Below are 17,122 nucleotides of genomic sequence, written 5' to 3'. Positions count from 1 at the left end.
GATGAGCTCGACTAACCCGCCCTCTCACACCGCCAAGCTGGACCGCATCCTCGCCGATGCCCAGCGCGACCGTGAAATGGGCTACCGCGACAAAGCGCTGAAGATGTACCCCCACGTATGCGGCCGCTGCGCCCGCGAATTCTCCGGCAAGCGCCTGAGTGAACTGACGGTACACCACCGCAACCACAACCATGATGACAATCCCCAGGACGGTTCCAACTGGGAATTGCTGTGCCTGTATTGCCACGACAACGAACACTCGCGCTACACCGACCAGCAGTACTTCGGCGAAGGCTCGACCAGCAGCCCGACGATTGCCAAGGCCACCCACAACCCGTTCGCGGCATTGGCGGGCTTGATGAAGAAAGACGACTGAACATTGCCGTCGCCTGTTCCCTCCCGCTTCCCACATTTCTAGGGGGGCTCACAAGCGAAATGTGGGAGGGGCTTGCCCCCGATAACGCGGGCCCAAGCAATACATGCCCTCCAAGCCGTATAATCACCGCTTTTCTTCAAGGCACCCTTCCCCGTGGGCAATAAACGCTACAGCTGCATCGGTCTGTATAACCCCAAATCCCCCGAAAACGTCGGTTCGGTGATGCGTGCCGCCGGCTGCTATGGCGTGGCTTCGGTGTTTTACACCGGCGTGCGTTACGAGCGCGCCCGGGACTTCATCACCGACACCAAGAAGGTCCATCACGACATCCCGCTGATCGGCATCGATGACCTGAAAAAAATCCTGCCGCTGGGCTGCATTCCGGTGGCCGTGGAACTGGTGGACGGTGCCCGCCCGTTGCCCGAGTACACCCATCCCGACCGCGCGCTGTATATCTTCGGCCCGGAAGACGGCTCCCTGGATAAAGACATCCGCGACTGGTGCGAAGACGTGGTGTACATCCCCACCACCGGCTGCATGAACCTCGCGGCCACGGTCAACGTGGTGCTGTACGACCGCTTGGCCAAGGGCAACAACACCCGTTCGGGCCCCAAGTATTGATTTTTTAGGAACATCCAGCGTCTGCGAGCAGTCAGTTGCAGACACTTGCCCTTGTTGGAGAGAGATCATGAGCGACAGCAAAACCTTGCGCCCTGTCATCGAACACACGCCGTTCCAGACTCAGCCCACCCAGAACGTACACGGCTGGGAGCGCATCGGCTCCGTGGCCGGTGGCGTCGTGATGGTCGGCAAAGGCCTGCGCCGCGGCGGGATTTTCGGCCTGATCCAAGTGGCAATCGGCGGCGTCGCCCTGGCGCGCGGCTTCACCGGGCACAGCTCGCTCAAGGACAAACTGGAACAAGGCCGCCAGGAAATGAACGCCGTGCGCACAAAGATCGAGCGCGCCGGTGAAGAGTTGAAGAACCTCAAGACCCGTGCCGAAGTGGCGGCGGAGAAAGCAGTTAAGACTGCCGGCTGATACAGCGTATCGACGTCTTGGAGGTTTAAATGTGGGAGGAGCCTTGCCCACTCCCACAGTTAAATCTGCGCGTGCAGGGCTGAGGATCAGCGTAAAAGCTTGGAGTCGAGCACTACCGACGATTCGCCGATGATGCTGTCGGCCAACTGCACAAACTCCGCGGTGGTGATGCTATCGGCGCGCATCACTGCTTGTGCCAAGTCATCCAGTGAGCGCTTGTTGTGGGTCTTCACGCGAATCTCGCGATCCAGCTCTTGCATCACCAGTACCGCCCGGGAAACCGTCGCACCGCTGACATGTTCGCCGCGCAGGCTGGTCACGTCCTTGCCTTCCTTGGTCAGCCGCGCCTGAATCGCCGCGTAGCGCTCATCGGTGATACCACCGCCACGGCGCAGCAATTCGATGGCGTAAAACTCCGCCAACCCTTCGCTGATCCAGTCGCTGGTGTCATGGTCATTGAAGCGACCAACCGCCTGCACCACCTCGCGCAACAACGGGCTGCTGCCGTTTTCGCTGACCAACGGCGTGCGGCTGTTGAGAAAGATCGAGTCACGCGCCGCGAACGCACCTCGGCGCATCGGATCACTGGCGCCCACCACCAGCAGTTTCGCCGGGTGGCGCGGGAATGCCGCTTCCACCTGCGGCCAGACAAAAGTCAGCAGCGTCAGCACATCCATGCGCCGCATGGCCTGCCCCTTGGGTGACGCCACGGTGACGTCGGTCTCCCCCAGGCGCACGCGACGACTGCCCAGGTTGCCGGCGAGCATCCAGCCAGTGGGACGGTCGAACAGGCGCGAGACATTGTCGATACGGAATTTATTCTTACCGATCCGTGGCCAGGCGGTTTCGACGCTCTTCCAGCTGGCCGGCAGGTCGAATACCAGGCGCGAGACCAACTCAACCCCGTCCTGCTGATCGAGGCGCGCGGGCGGCACCAGATCCTCGCCGCGAAACACCGCCCAGTTCGGCGTGAACCGCGTGTCATACACACCCGGCTTGCGTGTATGCGTAAGGCGAACCCGGTAGGTCAGGCTGGCTTTGTCCGCGCCGGGCTGCCACAGGCCACGGTGACCAGTGACTTTCCACTGCCCTTCAGCCTTGAAGTCGCTGTAGTCGCCGCCGCTGCCCAAATCGAAATCCAGACTGCGCACTGCCGAGCCTTGGGACAGGCTGATACGCACCTCGGCCTGTTCGGTCTGCGGCAGCAGTTTGACGTGGTAGTCCAGGTCGACTTTCCTGGCGCTCCACGCCGCGCCGCTGATGGCCAGCATCACCAGGCCTGCCGCCCACTTGGCTGCAACTGTCATACACACTCCCCTCAGCCAGCGCGGAAAATCAGGTAATCCTCCCAGTCGTCTTCGGGCACGCTGCCTTCGCTGAGCATGCGCCCGGACTGGGAAATACGTTCATGGTGCACGGCGTCGCGGTCACCGCAGACGAGATGGTGCCAAAGCGGCAAATCCTTGCGCTCACTCACCAGGCGATAGCCGCAGGTGGGCGGCAGCCACTTGAACTGGTCGGCCTGGCCTGGCGTGAGTTGGATACAGTCCGGCACCGAGGCGCGGCGGTTGGGGTAGTCAGTGCACTGGCAGGTTTTCAGGTCCAGCAACTTGCAGGCGATGCGCGTGTAATAAACGCTGTTGTCATCTTCGTCTTCAAGCTTTTGCAGGCAGCACAAGCCACAGCCGTCGCACAACGACTCCCATTCCTCCTGGTCGAGTTGATCGAGGGTTTTGCGTATCCAGAAGGGTTCGACTTTGGCGGCCATGGGTCTGCATCGGTATCGGTCTGTGAAAAGGCCGCCAGTCTAGTGCCCTCGCCCCTCGGGGCCAAGCGCTTACGACTGGCGGTGTTGCAAGACTTGTCAGTCTAGCGGGCGCGCAGTAGCTTGGAGCGCCGAATTGACCATCAGGAACCCGCCCATGACCCGCGTTGCCGACTACCCGATCCATCCCCAGTTCACCGAGCGCTGGTCGCCCCGCGCGTTTACCGGCGAGAGCATCCCGAAGGAGACCTTGCTGAGTTTCTTCGAGGCCGCACGCTGGGCGCCATCGGCCTACAACTCGCAGCCGTGGCGCTTTCTCTACGCACGCCGCGACACGCCGGACTGGGAGCGTTTCCTGGGCCTGCTCAATGAATTCAATCGCGGCTGGGCACAGCATGCCTCGGCCCTGGTGATCATCGCCTCGAAAACCGACTTCATTGCCCCTGGCGCCAGCGAGGAAACCCCGGCGCTGTGGCACACCTTCGACACCGGCTCGGCCTGGGGCCATCTGGCACTGCAAGCCAGCCTCAGCGGTTGGTACACCCATGGCATGGCCGGTTTCGATCAGGAACTGACCCGTAAAGAGTTGAAGATTCCCCAAGGGTACGCACTGCATGCGGCGGTGGCCGTGGGCAAGCTGGGCGACAAATCGAGCCTGCCGGAATACCTGCAAGGCCGCGAACTGCCGAGCCCGCGCCGGCCGTTGAGCGAGTTGGTATCCGAAGGTGATTTCAGCCTGTAAGCCCGTACGCCCTGCCGCTCAAACGGCAGGGCGTGCTGTGACGCCACCCGGGCTCAAACCTACGCCCGCCCCCGTCGTGTCATGAGCCAACCAACCCACTGAACTGCCAAAGCAAGGTGCTCTTCATGTCGTTGTAGGCATCCAGAACGGGGCCGACCACGAACTCCGCCGGCATCGATTGGATATCCACCGGATACACCACTTTATCGCGGGCCGAATACAGGAAGTTCTTGAGCTGCAAGTCCTGGTGATAGATGCCTTTTTCCTCCATTCGCCGCAGTGCGTCCTCCAGTAAGGTTCTGGCCTGCGGCGGCAAGCTGCGGCCGCCGACGGTGCTGAGCGCGACGCCATCCAACTTGCCCATTTTTATATAGGCCTGCTCGCCTTCGATAATCGCCGTTGCAAAGCCAGCGCCGTAATAAGTGTTCAGGCAGTCAGTTTCTATCTGCACATAACTGGGGATATAGCCACGGACGGGATCAACGAACTCTTTATAGACACTCTTGCCGTCAAGGCTTTCGTAAATTGTGCCTTCGCCACCTGCGCCGATGATGGGCCCGAGATCCTCGGCAACCGTAGGTGGATTACCGCCGCGAGCCCCCAGCCGCAGCCACAGGTCGCCTTCGACATGCTGCACCATCACCGGCGTCTGGCGATTGTTGTGGTAAATCCTCGCCTGCACCGCACCGTCTTGGGTACGGGTGACTTGCCGAACCTCATACACAGCGGTTGCACCAGTGCTGTCGGTTTGGCGGATAAAGGACAAATGGCCATCCGCTCCCGTATAAACCCCTCGACTGTTGCGCGTGAGCCCGGCAATCCTGGATTCGGGCACGCTGTACTGCCTCAGGGCTCGGTTACTCAGCTCGCTACCCGGATCGCGTCTTACGGTGGTCAAGGCCCCGCCTACCGCTTTGGTCTGCGCGGTGAACTCCTCCAGCGGGGGCCCATATGGGCGCAGGTGGTCGACATCAAAGGCATACCAGCGACCGTTATTAAGTACCGCGCCCCCCTCGACTGCCTGGCCCGCCACCTTGAACGTGCCGGTTGCCGCCGCGTCGTACTGCTTGCTGACCATCTTCAACAGGTCATAACTGCCGGCGGCGCCCTTGAGCTGATTGACCCCGCTCAACGCCTTGCCCAGCAGGTAACTGCCACCCCGACGGATCAAACCAGCGCCTTGACCGATCAAATCACCCAGGCCACTGGCCGGGTTGAATGCACCGATTGCGGTAGTGCCGATGATCCTGGCCACCTTCAACGCCTTGCCCCCAGCAGACGCCGCCGTGGCGCCCACCTTAGCCAACCTGGTTGAGGCCCCTGCGCCGGCGGTAACAAAACCGAAGACATCCATACCCAGATCCAATGCGCCATCCAGGTAATTGCCCTGCTTAAAATTGCCGATCGCTGACCTGAGCGGCACCAGATTCAGGAAAAAATCCGCCAGCTTCCATTCGTTCTCCATTTGCCGATCGTAGGTCGTGACTCCCTTGGCCTGCTTGACCGCTTCGTCATTGTCGATATCCATATGTTCGACAAAGACGTCGGCGATGAACTGTGTTCGCGCACTCTCAAAGCTTGACGGAACGGCCTGCTCTGCCCGATTCGGCGCAGCACCGCTGTTATGCCGTGGTGTGAAGAGCTCGATAGGGAAGACCCGGTTGGCCTCGCGCTCACGCTCGCGGGTCAGCACCGAAGCCGGCATCGTTCGAATAGCGCCTTGCTTCAGATCCAGGGCGTAGACGCTGACGCCATGGGGCCGGGTGGCCTTGATCAGTAGCGTGGGGTTCTTGTGCTCCAGGGTCCTGCCGGTCAAGCCCATCCCCAGCGCGTATGTATGGTTCTGGAAAAATTCGAGTTTTCCATATTCGAGGTTTTGTCGATCAGCCAAGGGCAATTGCGCCACCAGGTGTTTGATGGTCGTGCCTATGCCCTGCTTACGCGCAGCGATTGCCTGGTTGAGTTGGTTATTGAAAACCCCATGGGCGTCCAGCTTCAGGGACTTGCCCTTGATCGCCTTGCTCAGGCGTGGGTCGCGGGTTTCCCAGGCATAGTTGTGCAACCCGCCCATGGCAATATCGAGCATCGAATGCAGCCCCGCTGGCGCGCGGTTCGGGTCGTACAGTGGCTGGTCGAATCCGGGCCTCGGGTCTTTGACGCTCAGGCGCTTGGCCTCGAAGGGCAGGCCCTCGCCGAACCGCTCCTTGAGCTTGGCCAACGCAATCTCCTTGCGGTTCGGCAGCTCGGTTTCCACTTGGCTGGAGGCCTGCATACACTCATCCATCTGGCGATTGAAAGCGGTTCTGACCCGCTCGATCTCGGCTGGGGTGTAGCGCTCGTCGGGTTTGGCCGACACCACGCCGTTGACCACGCCCCAATCCAGCAACGCGGCGCTCTGGGCGTGTTGGGTGACTAGCGGATCGGCCATGGCGGCACGCTTGGCCTGGAGCATGACCTGGGCAAACGTCATATTCGGCACTGAACCCGGCGCCTGGGCCTCGATGGTTGCGGCTGCAATCGACAGGCTGACCCAGGCCGGACTGCCAAAGATCACGTTGTCAGGCAGATCCTTGACCAGAAGCTGCGGGGCGGTGCGGGCCAGTAGCGCGTAGGCGCCCACATTGGCCATGCCGGCGCTGGTCTGGCCGCTGTCCACCAAATGCTGCTTCAGCCCGGCGCGTATCTCGGCGATGGGCCTGCCCCAGTAGCGCGGCTGAGCCAAATCGAAGCCTGCGACTGTATTGCGACGGGGTGCGGCGACCGATTGGGGATCGAGCACCACGTTGATGGCCGCCAGCGTGTAATCGTTGACGCTGGTGTCGGTGGCGATGCCATTCAACTGTTGCTGCATGGCCTGGCCCAGTGCCTGGCCACGGGCGGAACCGACCAGCATTTCCAACGCCTTCGCCGGATCGTCGGCGGCATCGCTGGGGAGCGGACGGTTGCCGTTGAGGTACTCCAGCACCCCTACACTGGGGCCCGCCTGGGGATTATTCGGGTGACGCGCGGCATAGCCGATGGCGGCCCGCAGCAACATGCGCTGTGCATCGCTCGTCAGCGCGACAGGCCAGGACAGGCCACCGCCGAAATTACCCAAGGGATGCGCCAGGGCGCGCTCGCTGACCGCGTCCGCCAGGCTTGTCAGGTGAAAGAACCTGGCCGGCAGGCGCAGACCGTTGGCCTGGATAAAAGCCTCAAGTGTTGGGGCGGCACCGAGCTGCGCAAGGTTTGAGGAGTCGGGATGCAGGTCCATCCGTGTCTGCCGCAACGCAGCCTGCACAGCCTGTGGCGTGGCCGCCGGGCCAAGCCGGGTCGCCATGGCTGCGAGCTGTTGCCCGAGGACTTTCCAGTTATGCCGGTCGCCCAACGCCGTACGCAGGTGAGCACTGGCGGTGGGCAACGCCGCCGGTGCCTGGGGCGGGGGAATGACCGCGTCGGCAGCCGGCGCGGGGAATAACGGAGTAACGCCAGAAGATGAGGAAACAGCACCGGAACTGAGCATGGGCAGGCACTCTTTTTGGCAAAGAGCGCCAGCCTCACACAGGGCGGTAAACGGCGAAATCGACTGAGTGTGAGCAGACGTTTTTAAAATCCGTGAGCCCCACCCTCGACCGCCGCATGGCCGAACGGCCGCGACCCCGTGTTTTCAATAGCCGCGGTCGAAACTCACGGTGCCGCGCAAGGGCCCACTGGCCTGATACGCGCGTAAATTTTCGATAAACAAATCCACCATCATCGGCGGCGAGGTCGGTGCCGAACTGTGCCCGGTCAACAACAGGCCCCAGGCGGTCCAGAACGGGTGGCGTTGCGGCAACGGTTCCTGGCGACAGACGTCGATCACCGCGCCCGCCAGATGCCCTTCCTTGAGGGCTTCGACCAGGTCGGCATCGACCACCGCCACGCCGCGTCCGACGTTGATAAACAGCCCGGTCGGCTTGAATTGCTTGAACAGCGCCGCGTCGTACAGGTCGTGGGTGTTGGGCGTGTTCGGCAGCAGGTTGATCACGTAGTCGGCCTCCCCCACCAAGCGCCCCAGTTGGTCCAGGCCAGCCACTTCGATAAACGGCGCCTGCTCCCGCGCAGTGCTGGCGATGCCGTACAACTTGACGCCGAACGGCAGCAGAAACTGCGCCACGCTTTGGCCGATATCGCCGCAGCCGACGATCAGTACTGTGCGCCCCGCCAGGCTCTGGCCCATGCGGTTATCCCACTTGCGCTCGACCTGGCTGACCAGACGTGCCAGCACTTCACGCTCGTGGCCAAGCATATAGGTGAGCACAAACTCGGCCATCACCTGGCCATAGATGCCTACCGCACGGGTCAGGCGATAGTTGCGCGGCAAGCCGTCAGCCAACAGTGGCGTGATGCCGGCCCAGGTCGATTGCAGCCATTGCGGCTGATGGCCCTGGCGCAACAGCGTCGCCAGCAGGTCCGGCTGGCCCAGCCACACCGGGCAATCGGCGGCCAGGCGCGATAACTCGGCGGAGTCGCCGCTGGTCAGCACCTCCAGGTCCGGCGCGGCTTCGCGCAGCAGTCGCGCATAGAGCGGGTGATCCTGTTCAGCAATCAGAACACGCATGGTTCAAACCTTTCAAAAACAGTGCAGACGGCCGCCCGCATCCTTACGGCCACCGCCAACTCATACGATTTCATTGAAAATGTGCCCCGGACAGGGCACTTACCGATCACATCGGGTCATTGCGACGCAGCAGCTCTTCGGGCAAGTGTTCGATGTACTCGTCCTCGGCCGGCGGCATTTGCAGGTGGTAGCCCTGCTTGTCGAGGTTTTCCAGTACCTGGTGGATGTCTTCCTGTTGCAGCTTGCGCTCGGGCGTCAGCACCAGGTCGAAGGCATGCACCGGTTTGCCGAATACGCTCACCAAACCTTCGGGTACGCGTTCGAGGGCATCGCTCTTGAGCACGTACAGGTACATGCCGGCGCGTTTGGGGCTGCGGTAGATGGAGCAAATACGTTTCAAGGCTGTTCTCCGGCAGTGGCCAGGCTGTCGAGCAGCGCCTGGCCCATCAACTCGCGGCGCCAGCCACGCAGCGAGTCTGGCAATTGGTAAGGCCCATCGGGGTAGCCGCTTTTAACCAGGGCTTCGAGGGTTTTCTTGCGCAGCATCAGCTCCGGCGCCATGTCCAGGCGTTCGGCTTCGGCCTGGCCGAGGGCGCGCAGTTGCTTGATCAGCGCAGCGGCGTCCACCGGCAACGGCTCGGCGATGGCCGGCGGCCATTGATCGGCGGGCACACTGCCGGCACGCTTGATCAGATCCAGCAGGAACTGGCCGTCCTGGCGCACGGTGCGCGGGTGCATGTCTTCGATCTTGCCCAGGGCGGCGAGGTTATCCGGCTGGGACTTGGCCAGGGGCCAGAGCGAATGTTCACGAATGATGCGGTTGCGCGGCAGGTCACGGGCACGGGCCTGTTGCTCGCGCCAGGCGCACAGCTCACGCAATACGGCCAGTTGCGCGCGGGACAGTTTCCACGCCAGCTTGGCTTCGCGGTACACCTCGTACGGGTCGACTTCGCGGCGCAGGTTGGCCACCAGTTCGGCACCATCCTCCAATACCCAGGCGTATTTGTCGTCCGACAGCCGTGGGCGCAAGCGTGTGTAGACCTCGGCCAAGTGCACCGCGTCTTCGGCGGCGTAGCTGATCTGGGTTTCGGACAATGGCCGCTGCAGCCAGTCCGAGCGGGTTTCGCCCTTGGGCAGCTCGATATCCAATACGGCTTGCACCAGACGCGAATAGCCCATGGAGAAACCGAGGTTCAGGTAAGCCGCCGCCAGTTGGGTGTCGAACAACGGCACCGGCAGGCTGCCGGTCAGGCGCAGCAGTACTTCGAGGTCTTCGCTGCAGGCATGCACCACCTTGATCACGGCTGGGTTTTCCAGCAAGGCGGCCAGGGGTTGCCAGTTGTCGATGGTCAGGGGATCGATCAGGTAGGCGCGAACGCCATCACCGATCTGGATCAGCCCGGCAATGGGGTAAAAGGTATCGACCCGCATGAATTCGGTGTCGAGGGCGACGAATGGCAACTGCTGCCATTCGGCGCAATGCTGGCCGAGGCTATCGTTGTCGCAGATCCAGTGAATATCGATGGCCACACGGCTCTCCCTTGAAGAATGGCGCGCAGTATATATCGCGCAAGAGGCTTGCGAGCATCCACAGTGCACAGCCGATCATGAAAACTCAGACAGGAGTTGAAGAATAGTCCGACAGATGGGAGTTATCATCTCTTACGCAGTACGTAGACCCGCCATATCGCCGAGCCAGGCACGAATTCCTGATGGTGCAGCACGTTGAACCCCGCCTGACGAAACTCTGCCTCGACGACGGCGCGGGAGTTGACCGAAACAATCACGGTGTCGCGACTGACGCGATGAAACTCGCGCAGCAGCGCCAGGCGCCCTTCGCTGTCGGGCACATGACGAAACAATTCCAGGCAGAAGATGCAATCCACCGCGTTTTCCGACAAGCCAATGGAAAACGCCGACCCCTGGAACGTCTTGACGCGCTTGAGCAACGACGCCGGGTAGTGGGTGCGAGCATGGTCGAGCATGGCCTGGGAATTATCCGAGGCCAGGATCACCCGGTTGACGTGCTCGGCCAGCACCGGCCAAAACCGCCCAGAGCCGCAGGCCAGGTCGAGGATCAGCCCCGGCTCGCCGGCCACTTTCAACGCCTGGCGCACCAGCCAGGCGTCGCGCCACGCCACCAGACGCCGGCGCAGCCCTGGCGGGCGCGTATCGCCGCAGACCCGGGCGTGCTCACGGCCACAGCGTTCGGCGTATTCAATCTCGATGGAGGATGGAGGTTGTGACGACATCTATGGGCTCATCTGGGTGAAACGGTAGTGAACGACCTTGATTGGCAGCTTAACGGCGGCAACGTGAAAAAAAGGTCGAAGACACTACCGTTAATCCCGTCATGCCTGATGCAAATACCAGCGCCAGTCCTGTTCACCGACTTGCCCCATGAACTGGCGGTACTCGGCGCGCTTGACCGCCAGGTACACGCCGAGAAACTCAGGCCCAAACGCTTCCCGCGCCCAATGCGACCCTTCCAGTGCGCGCAGGGTGGTGAGCCAGTCGGTGGGCAACCGCTCCTTGGCCTGGGCGTAACCGTTGCCTTCCACCGGGGCGCCGGGGTCGCGCTGCTCGCGAATGCCGCGATGGATGCCGGCCAGGATCGCGGCGGCGGCCAGGTACGGGTTGGCGTCGGCGCCGCAGATGCGATGTTCGATATGCCGCGAGGGCGCTGGCCCGCCGGGAATACGCAGGCTGACGGTACGGTTGTCCACCCCCCAGGTGGCGGCCAACGGCGCGTAGCTGTTGGCCTGGAAGCGCCGGTAGGAGTTGGCGTTGGGGCAGAACATCAGCAGCGAATCCAGCAAGGTGCTGAGCATGCCGCCCACCGCGTGGCGCAACAGCGGCGTGCCATCGGCGGCGGCGCTGGCAAATAAATTGCGGCCTTCGGCATCCGCCAGGCTGACGTGCATATGCAGCCCGGTGCCTGCCAGGTCGTCGAACGGTTTGGCCATAAAACAGGCGGTCATGCCGTGTTTGTGTGCGACGCCCTTGACCAGGCGCTTGTAGCGCACCGCTTCGTCCATGGCCTGCAGAGCGTCGGAGCGGTGCTCCAGGGTGATCTCGACCTGCCCAGGGGCGTATTCGGAAATCGCCGTGCGCGCCGGAATGCCTTGCAGTTTGCAGGCGCTGTAGAGGTCGGCGAGGAAGGGTTCGATCTGCTCCAGTTCCCGCAGGCCGTAGACCTGGGTCGCGCGCGGCCGGCCGCCGTCCTGATCCAGCGCCGGTTGCGGGCGGCCATGACTGTCGGGTTTCTGATCGAGCAGGTAGAACTCCAGCTCGGCCGCCATCACCGGGTAATAGCCGTCGGCCTTGAGTGCGTCGATCACCTTGGCCAGCACCTGGCGCGGGTCGGCCACGGTGGCAGGCAGGCCCTCGCTGGGGTGCATGCTGACCTGCACCGCCGCCGTGGGGATCAACCGCCACGGCATACGCTGCAAACTGCCGCTGATCGGGTAGGCGCGGCAGTCGATATCGCCGACCTCCCAAACCAGCCCGGAGTTTTCCACGTCGTCGCCGTTGATGGTCAGGCCGAGGATGGTACTGGGCAGCGGGCGGCCGCTTTCATACACCGCCAGCAGTTCATCGCGGTGCAGCAGCTTGCCGCGGGGCACACCGTTGTTGTCGAGAATAAATAGCTCGAACAGTTCGATGTCCGGGTTGTGTTCAAGAAAGGACTGGGCTTCGTGCAGGCTGGCGAAAACACTCATGAGGGCTCTCATACGTAGGGGTCTGGCAGGCGCGCGGGCGCCGCCGGGCAGATGGGCACAGGCGTGCGTCATCCAATGGGCCAATCAACGTAGGAGAGCGGTATCCGGCGGGCGCGCGTGGCGGCAATGGAACAGCGCCCAGAACGCCAGCGCGGACGGCAGTGTCGCGAGGTGGGCGTCGGGGGAAGCGGCCATGGGCGAATCACACTGGTGGGATGCGCGCCAGCCTCACATGCCGCGAGCGCCGGTTAAATTCACGGTTGGCGGAGTATGGTTGCAGCCCGGCTAAACAATCGTCACGCCTTGCCACCCTGCCCCGCGCTGGAAATAATGGCCGCCCGACCCCGCCCCAAGGACGCGACTGCATGAAAGCTCTATTAGCCCTCGGTGTATTGGCCAGCCTCGCCGCGCCGGCTCTGGCCGACACCGCCCCGTCGCGCCTCGATGAAGTGTTGCAGCGTGGCACCCTCAGCGTGTGCACCACCGGCGACTACAAGCCCTACACCTCCCTGCGCGCCGATGGCGGCTACGAAGGCATCGACATTGCCATGGCCGAATCCCTGGCCAAGAGCCTCAACGCCAAGATCCAATGGGTGCCCACCACTTGGAAAACCCTGATGCCAGACTTCCTGGCCCAACGCTGCGATATCGCGGTGGGCGGCATTTCAGTGTCGTTGGAGCGCCAGAAAAAAGCCTTTTTCAGCCAGTCCCTCGGGGTCGACGGCAAGATCCCGCTGGTGCGCTGCGCCGACGTGCAGCGTTACCAGAGCGTCGAGCAGATCAACCAGCCCCAGGTGCGGGTGATCGAACCGGCGGGCGGGACCAACGAAGTGTTCGCCCGCACGCATTTGGGCAAAGCGCAGATTCGCCTGCATGACAACGTGACGATTTTCGACGAGTTGCTGGCGGGCAAGGCCGACGTGATGATCACCGATGCCAGCGAGGCGCGCTTCCAGCAGAAACTCAAGCCGGGGCTGTGCGCGGTCAACCCGGACAAGCAGATGCAGTACAGCGAAAAAGCCTTCCTGCTGCCCCGCGATGACGTGGCGTGGAAAAGCTATGTCGACCAATGGTTGCACCTGAGTGTGGCCACCGGGGTGTACCAAGGCATCGTCGATCAATGGCTGGCGGCGCCCTGAGCCATAGGCGTCTACGCTGTGCTCACATCAACAAGAACGAGGATTGGCTCATGAAGGGACTGCTGCGCATCACCTGGTTGCTGCTGTTGGGTTTCAGTCAGGTGCATGCAGATACCGCTAGGGATGAAGACGCCCAGGCGGCCAAGGCGCTGCTGGAAAAAGCCCTGGCTTATTACCAGAGCAATGGCGATAAGGCGTTCGCCGCGTTCAGTCGCCAGGGCGAGTTTGTCGACCATGACCGCTATGTGTTCGTGGTGGACACCAAAGGCGTGTTGCTGGCCAGTGGCGGCCCGTCTTCGGCGTTGATCGGCCGCGATGTGTCCGAGGTGCTCGGGCCGGACCTGCGTGAGTCATTCAAGCAAGCGCTCAAGGTGCCGGAAGGCCAGGGCATCCAACAGGCTGACTATCGTTGGCAGAACTGGAACGACGGCAAGGTCGAGCACAAACATGTGTTCTACCAGCGCGTCGGCGAACGCATCCTGGCGGTGGGCTACTACCTGCCAAGGGCCACGCCGGAACAAGCGCGGGCGCTGCGTAATAAAGCGGTGAACGCGTTACTCAAGGACGAGACCGGCACACTCAAGGCAATCAACTCTCTGCAGGGCGGCTTTCTACAGGATGACCTGTATGTATTTGTGGTCGACCTCAATACCCACCGCTACGTGGCCCACGGCACCACATTGCGGCTGATCAACACCGACTTCAGCAAGGTCAAGGACCCGGACGGCAAACCGGTGGGCGAACCGATGCTTAAGATGATGGCGGAGCAGGATCAGGGCGAATACAAATACCGCTGGAAAAACCCGGTGACCGGCAAAATCGAGAACAAGCATGTGTATGTGCGCAAGGCCGGGCATTTCATGGTTGCGGTGGGCTACTACAGCCCCTGATCTGAATTGGACTGCATGCAGGTGTGGGAGGGATTAAACCTTCCCACAGCTTGTCGTTCATGGTTCCCGTTACTTGGCCTTGTCCTCACGCCCGCGCAGTATGCGATCAGGCATGGCCACGGCGGCGGCCAGCCCCAGCAACGACACCGCTGCACTCACCATCAGCAAATGCCGGAACGTCACCGCCAGTTCCGCGCGCAGGGCGTCTTGCGCCGGGCCGGGGGCGGCGTTGAGGCCGTCGAGCAGCACGTTGCCGGACGCACCCTCGGCCACCAGTGCGCCGCTGGCCAGGTGAGCGAAACTGGAATCCTGTAGCAACGCCAGCAGCAGCGCCGACATACAGGCCACCCCCACCGCGCCGCCCAGGGAGCGGAACAGGTTGGTGGTGCTGGTGGCTACGCCGATATCCGGCTGTGCCACCGAGTTCTGCGCGCCCACCAGGGAGGTGGGGAACTGCATGCCGGCGGCGATCCCGCACAACAGCATAAACACCGCCGTCAACCCCACCGCCTGCGGCGCGCTGTAGGCCATGCCGAGGATCGCCAGCGGGCTCAACAGCGCACCGCTGAGGATCATCGGTTTGTAGCGCCCGGTCACCGACGTGCGGCGCCCGGCGCAGTAAGCACCGATCGGCAGGCCCATGGCCAGAGGAAGCAGATGCAGAGCGGCGCTGTCGGCACCGGCGCCGGTCACGGTCTGAAAGCGCAGGGGCATCAGTACCGTCAGGGAAATCGCCTGGAAACTGGTGAAAAAAATCGTGCACCAGCACAGCACCGCGCTGGCGTTGGCAAATAGATGCATCGGCAGCAGCGGTTCGCGCGCGCGGCGTTCATGCCACACGAACAGCGTCAGCACCACCAGCGCACCGCCCAGCAGCCCCAACACCTGTGAATCGCGCCACGAATGGCCCTGGCCGATTTCGGTGATGCCCAGCAGCAACGCGGTCAGGCCAACGATCATCAGCACAGTGCCGAGGTAATCGATGATCGGCTTGCGTTGCGGCACCGGCAGCCCCACCAGAGTGCGATGGGCCACATACCAGGCGCCAGCGCCCAGGGGCAAATTGATCAGAAACACCCAGCGCCACGACAAGTACTCGGTCATGTAGCCGCCCAACACCGGCCCGGCCACGCTGGCCACCGCATACATGCTGCTGAAATAGCCCTGATAACGCCCGCGCTCGCGAGGCGGGATGATGTCGCCGATGATCGCCTGGCTCACCGAGATCATGCCCCCGGCGCCGATCCCCTGCAGCACCCGCGCCAGCACCAGTTGTTCCATGCTTTGCGCCATGCCGCACAACAGCGAGGCCAGGGTGAACAGCCCCATGCCAATCAGCATCATCGGCCGACGCCCGTACAGGTCGCCGAGCTTGCCGTAGATCGGCACCGCCACCGTCATCGCCACCATGTAGCCGGAAATCACCCAGGCCAGCAGGTTGACGTCGTGGAAGCGCGCCGAGATGGCGGGCATGGACACCGCAACGATGGTCTGGTCGAGGGCGCCAAGAAAGATGGCCATCATCAGCGCAATCAGAATACTGCGCACGGCGGGAACAGTTGGGGTGGAGTGATTAAGATGAGTCACGCAGGAACCTTCGAGCAAGGCCGTGGGAAAGGCGCCCACGGCAATGCGCAATACGATAGCAGGCTATTCAATAGCCTCGTAAGGAAGTCCGACGTAATTTTCTGCGATGGTTTTGCGCCCGGCTTCGGAGCCGACGAAATACTCCAACTCGCTTTGGGCAATGCGTTGGCTGAAGCCATCTGCGTCGGCGAATGTATGCAGCATGGAGGTCATCCACCAGGAAAACCGCTCGGCCTTCCACACGCGGCGCAGGCAAATGGCGGAATAGCGCTCCAACAAATCCACGCGGCCTTCGCGGTAAACCTTAAGCAAGATCCTGAATAACGTACTCACGTCACTGGCCGCCAGGTTCAAGCCCTTGGCCCCGGTGGGCGGCACGATATGGGCGGCGTCGCCGAGCAGGAACAAGCGCCCGTACTGCATCGGTTCCACCACAAAGCTGCGCAGCGGCGCGATGCTTTTTTCGATGGCCGGCCCAGTCACCAGTTGCTCGGCCAATGCCGCAGGCAAGCGCCGTTTGAGTTCCTCCCAGAAGCGCGCATCCGACCATTGCTCCAGGTCTTCGTCCGCCGGCACTTGCAGGTAATAGCGGCTGCGGGTCGGCGACCGCATGCTGCACAAGGCGAACCCGCGAGGGTGCTTGGCGTACACCAGTTCCTCGTGCACCGGCGGTGTGTCGGCGAGGATGCCCAGCCAACCGAAGGGGTAGACCCGTTCAAAGATGGTCAATGACTCAGGCGGAATCGACTGACGTGCCACGCCGTGAAAACCGTCGCAACCGGCAATGTAATCGCACTCCAGCCGAAACGCCTGGCCCTGGTGTTCGAAGGTGAGCCAGGGTCGATCACTTTTGAGGTCATGGGGCTGTACGTCGCGCACTTCATACAGGGTGGTGGCGCCCGCTTCCGCGCGCGCGGCCATCAGGTCGCGGGTGACTTCGGTCTGGCCGTAAACCATCACCGATTGGCCGCCGGTCAACGCCTTGAGATCGATAGGGGTGAGTTGACCGTCGAGCGCCAGCGCGAAGCCGTCGTGCACCAGGCCTTCGCGATCCATGCGCTGGCTCACGCCGGCCTCGCGCAGCAGGTCAACCATGCCCTGCTCCAGCACCCCGGCGCGGATGCGCCCCGCCACGTAATCGGCGCTCTGACGCTCAAGGATCAAGGTCTGGATGCCGGCGTTGTGCAGCAGCTGACCGAGCAACAGTCCGGACGGACCGGCGCCGATAATGGCGACTTGGGTATTCAGCGTTTTCATTATTTTTATCGCCCGCAAGTTCCACT

At 62.5% G+C, this 17,122-nt stretch carries 16 protein-coding genes; 6 read left to right on the top strand and 10 right to left on the bottom strand.

The features are described from left to right. The first annotated feature begins 1 nt into the window (after position 1). The 3 genes from HRH33_RS08280 (at position 2) to HRH33_RS08270 (ending at position 1,415) form a co-directional block, all read left to right on the top strand. Positions 2-376: a YajD family HNH nuclease gene (locus HRH33_RS08280; RefSeq protein WP_025858458.1), complete on the top strand. Its 375-nt coding sequence runs from the start codon at positions 2-4 to the stop codon at positions 374-376. A gap of 153 nt (positions 377-529) precedes the next feature. Continuing rightward, positions 530-997: an RNA methyltransferase gene (locus tag HRH33_RS08275; protein WP_034096446.1), complete on the top strand. Its 468-nt coding sequence runs from the start codon at positions 530-532 to the stop codon at positions 995-997. Between the two features lie 67 nt (positions 998-1,064). Continuing rightward, the gene (locus tag HRH33_RS08270; RefSeq protein WP_034112432.1) at positions 1,065-1,415 is read left to right on the top strand and encodes a YgaP family membrane protein; all 351 of its coding nucleotides are present in this window, start codon (positions 1,065-1,067) and stop codon (positions 1,413-1,415) included. A gap of 86 nt (positions 1,416-1,501) precedes the next feature. Here the strand turns inward: HRH33_RS08270 and HRH33_RS08265 are convergent, their stop codons facing one another. Both HRH33_RS08265 and HRH33_RS08260 read right to left on the bottom strand, forming a co-directional pair. Continuing rightward, a complete protein-coding gene (locus HRH33_RS08265; RefSeq protein WP_167416514.1) occupies positions 1,502-2,722 on the bottom strand; it encodes a hypothetical protein in 1,221 nt (406 codons plus the stop codon). A gap of 11 nt (positions 2,723-2,733) precedes the next feature. After that, entirely contained in the window at positions 2,734-3,183 is a 450-nt protein-coding gene (locus tag HRH33_RS08260; RefSeq protein WP_034096443.1) for a YcgN family cysteine cluster protein, read from the bottom strand. 154 nt (positions 3,184-3,337) lie between these two features. Between HRH33_RS08260 and HRH33_RS08255 the strand changes: the two genes are divergently transcribed. Then, positions 3,338-3,922 carry a nitroreductase family protein gene (locus HRH33_RS08255; RefSeq protein ID WP_034137383.1) on the top strand — a complete coding sequence of 195 codons (585 nt, stop codon included), beginning with the start codon at positions 3,338-3,340 and terminating at the stop codon, positions 3,920-3,922. Between the two features lie 79 nt (positions 3,923-4,001). Here HRH33_RS08255 and HRH33_RS08250 read toward each other — a convergent pair whose 3' ends face one another. The 6 genes from HRH33_RS08250 to HRH33_RS08225 form a co-directional block, all read right to left on the bottom strand. Further along, the gene (locus tag HRH33_RS08250) at positions 4,002-7,424 is read right to left on the bottom strand and encodes an OspG family effector kinase (RefSeq protein ID WP_167416513.1); all 3,423 of its coding nucleotides are present in this window, start codon (positions 7,422-7,424) and stop codon (positions 4,002-4,004) included. Positions 7,425-7,568: 144 nt separating this feature from the next. Beyond that, the gene (locus HRH33_RS08245) at positions 7,569-8,501 is read right to left on the bottom strand and encodes a D-2-hydroxyacid dehydrogenase (RefSeq protein ID WP_034096440.1); all 933 of its coding nucleotides are present in this window, start codon (positions 8,499-8,501) and stop codon (positions 7,569-7,571) included. Between the two features lie 106 nt (positions 8,502-8,607). Next, positions 8,608-8,901, bottom strand: a complete 294-nt coding sequence (locus HRH33_RS08240) for a YcgL domain-containing protein (RefSeq protein WP_034096439.1) — start codon at positions 8,899-8,901, stop codon at positions 8,608-8,610. After that, positions 8,898-10,031 carry a ribonuclease D gene (rnd, locus tag HRH33_RS08235; RefSeq protein ID WP_034096438.1) on the bottom strand — a complete coding sequence of 378 codons (1,134 nt, stop codon included), beginning with the start codon at positions 10,029-10,031 and terminating at the stop codon, positions 8,898-8,900. Before rnd ends, HRH33_RS08240 begins: the two co-directional genes overlap by 4 nt. A 125-nt stretch (positions 10,032-10,156) precedes the next feature. Further along, a complete protein-coding gene (locus HRH33_RS08230; RefSeq protein ID WP_167416512.1) occupies positions 10,157-10,753 on the bottom strand; it encodes a class I SAM-dependent methyltransferase in 597 nt (198 codons plus the stop codon). Positions 10,754-10,852: 99 nt separating this feature from the next. Then, positions 10,853-12,223, bottom strand: coding sequence for a glutamine synthetase family protein (locus tag HRH33_RS08225; protein WP_094064643.1), 1,371 nt, complete (start codon positions 12,221-12,223; stop codon positions 10,853-10,855). Between the two features lie 365 nt (positions 12,224-12,588). Between HRH33_RS08225 and HRH33_RS08220 the strand changes: the two genes are divergently transcribed. Both HRH33_RS08220 and HRH33_RS08215 read left to right on the top strand, forming a co-directional pair. Continuing rightward, positions 12,589-13,362 carry a transporter substrate-binding domain-containing protein gene (locus HRH33_RS08220; RefSeq protein WP_034096435.1) on the top strand — a complete coding sequence of 258 codons (774 nt, stop codon included), beginning with the start codon at positions 12,589-12,591 and terminating at the stop codon, positions 13,360-13,362. Positions 13,363-13,412: 50 nt separating this feature from the next. Continuing rightward, a complete protein-coding gene (locus tag HRH33_RS08215; RefSeq protein WP_167416511.1) occupies positions 13,413-14,252 on the top strand; it encodes a cache domain-containing protein in 840 nt (279 codons plus the stop codon). 69 nt (positions 14,253-14,321) lie between these two features. On the opposite strand, the gene HRH33_RS08210 is transcribed toward HRH33_RS08215, so the two are convergent. Beyond that, a complete protein-coding gene (locus HRH33_RS08210; protein WP_167416510.1) occupies positions 14,322-15,839 on the bottom strand; it encodes an MDR family MFS transporter in 1,518 nt (505 codons plus the stop codon). Positions 15,840-15,902: 63 nt separating this feature from the next. Next, complete coding sequence (gene pobA / locus HRH33_RS08205) at positions 15,903-17,087, bottom strand: 4-hydroxybenzoate 3-monooxygenase (protein ID WP_173603577.1); 1,185 nt, start codon at positions 17,085-17,087, stop codon at positions 15,903-15,905. Positions 17,088-17,122: the final 35 nt, after the last annotated feature.

It is taken from the genome of Pseudomonas rhodesiae, from assembly GCF_013285305.1.
Classification (GTDB): Bacteria; Pseudomonadota; Gammaproteobacteria; order Pseudomonadales; family Pseudomonadaceae; genus Aquipseudomonas; species Aquipseudomonas rhodesiae.
The sequence above is the reverse complement of the archived record's forward strand: the minus strand, read 5'-3'. Positions and strand labels throughout refer to the sequence as shown.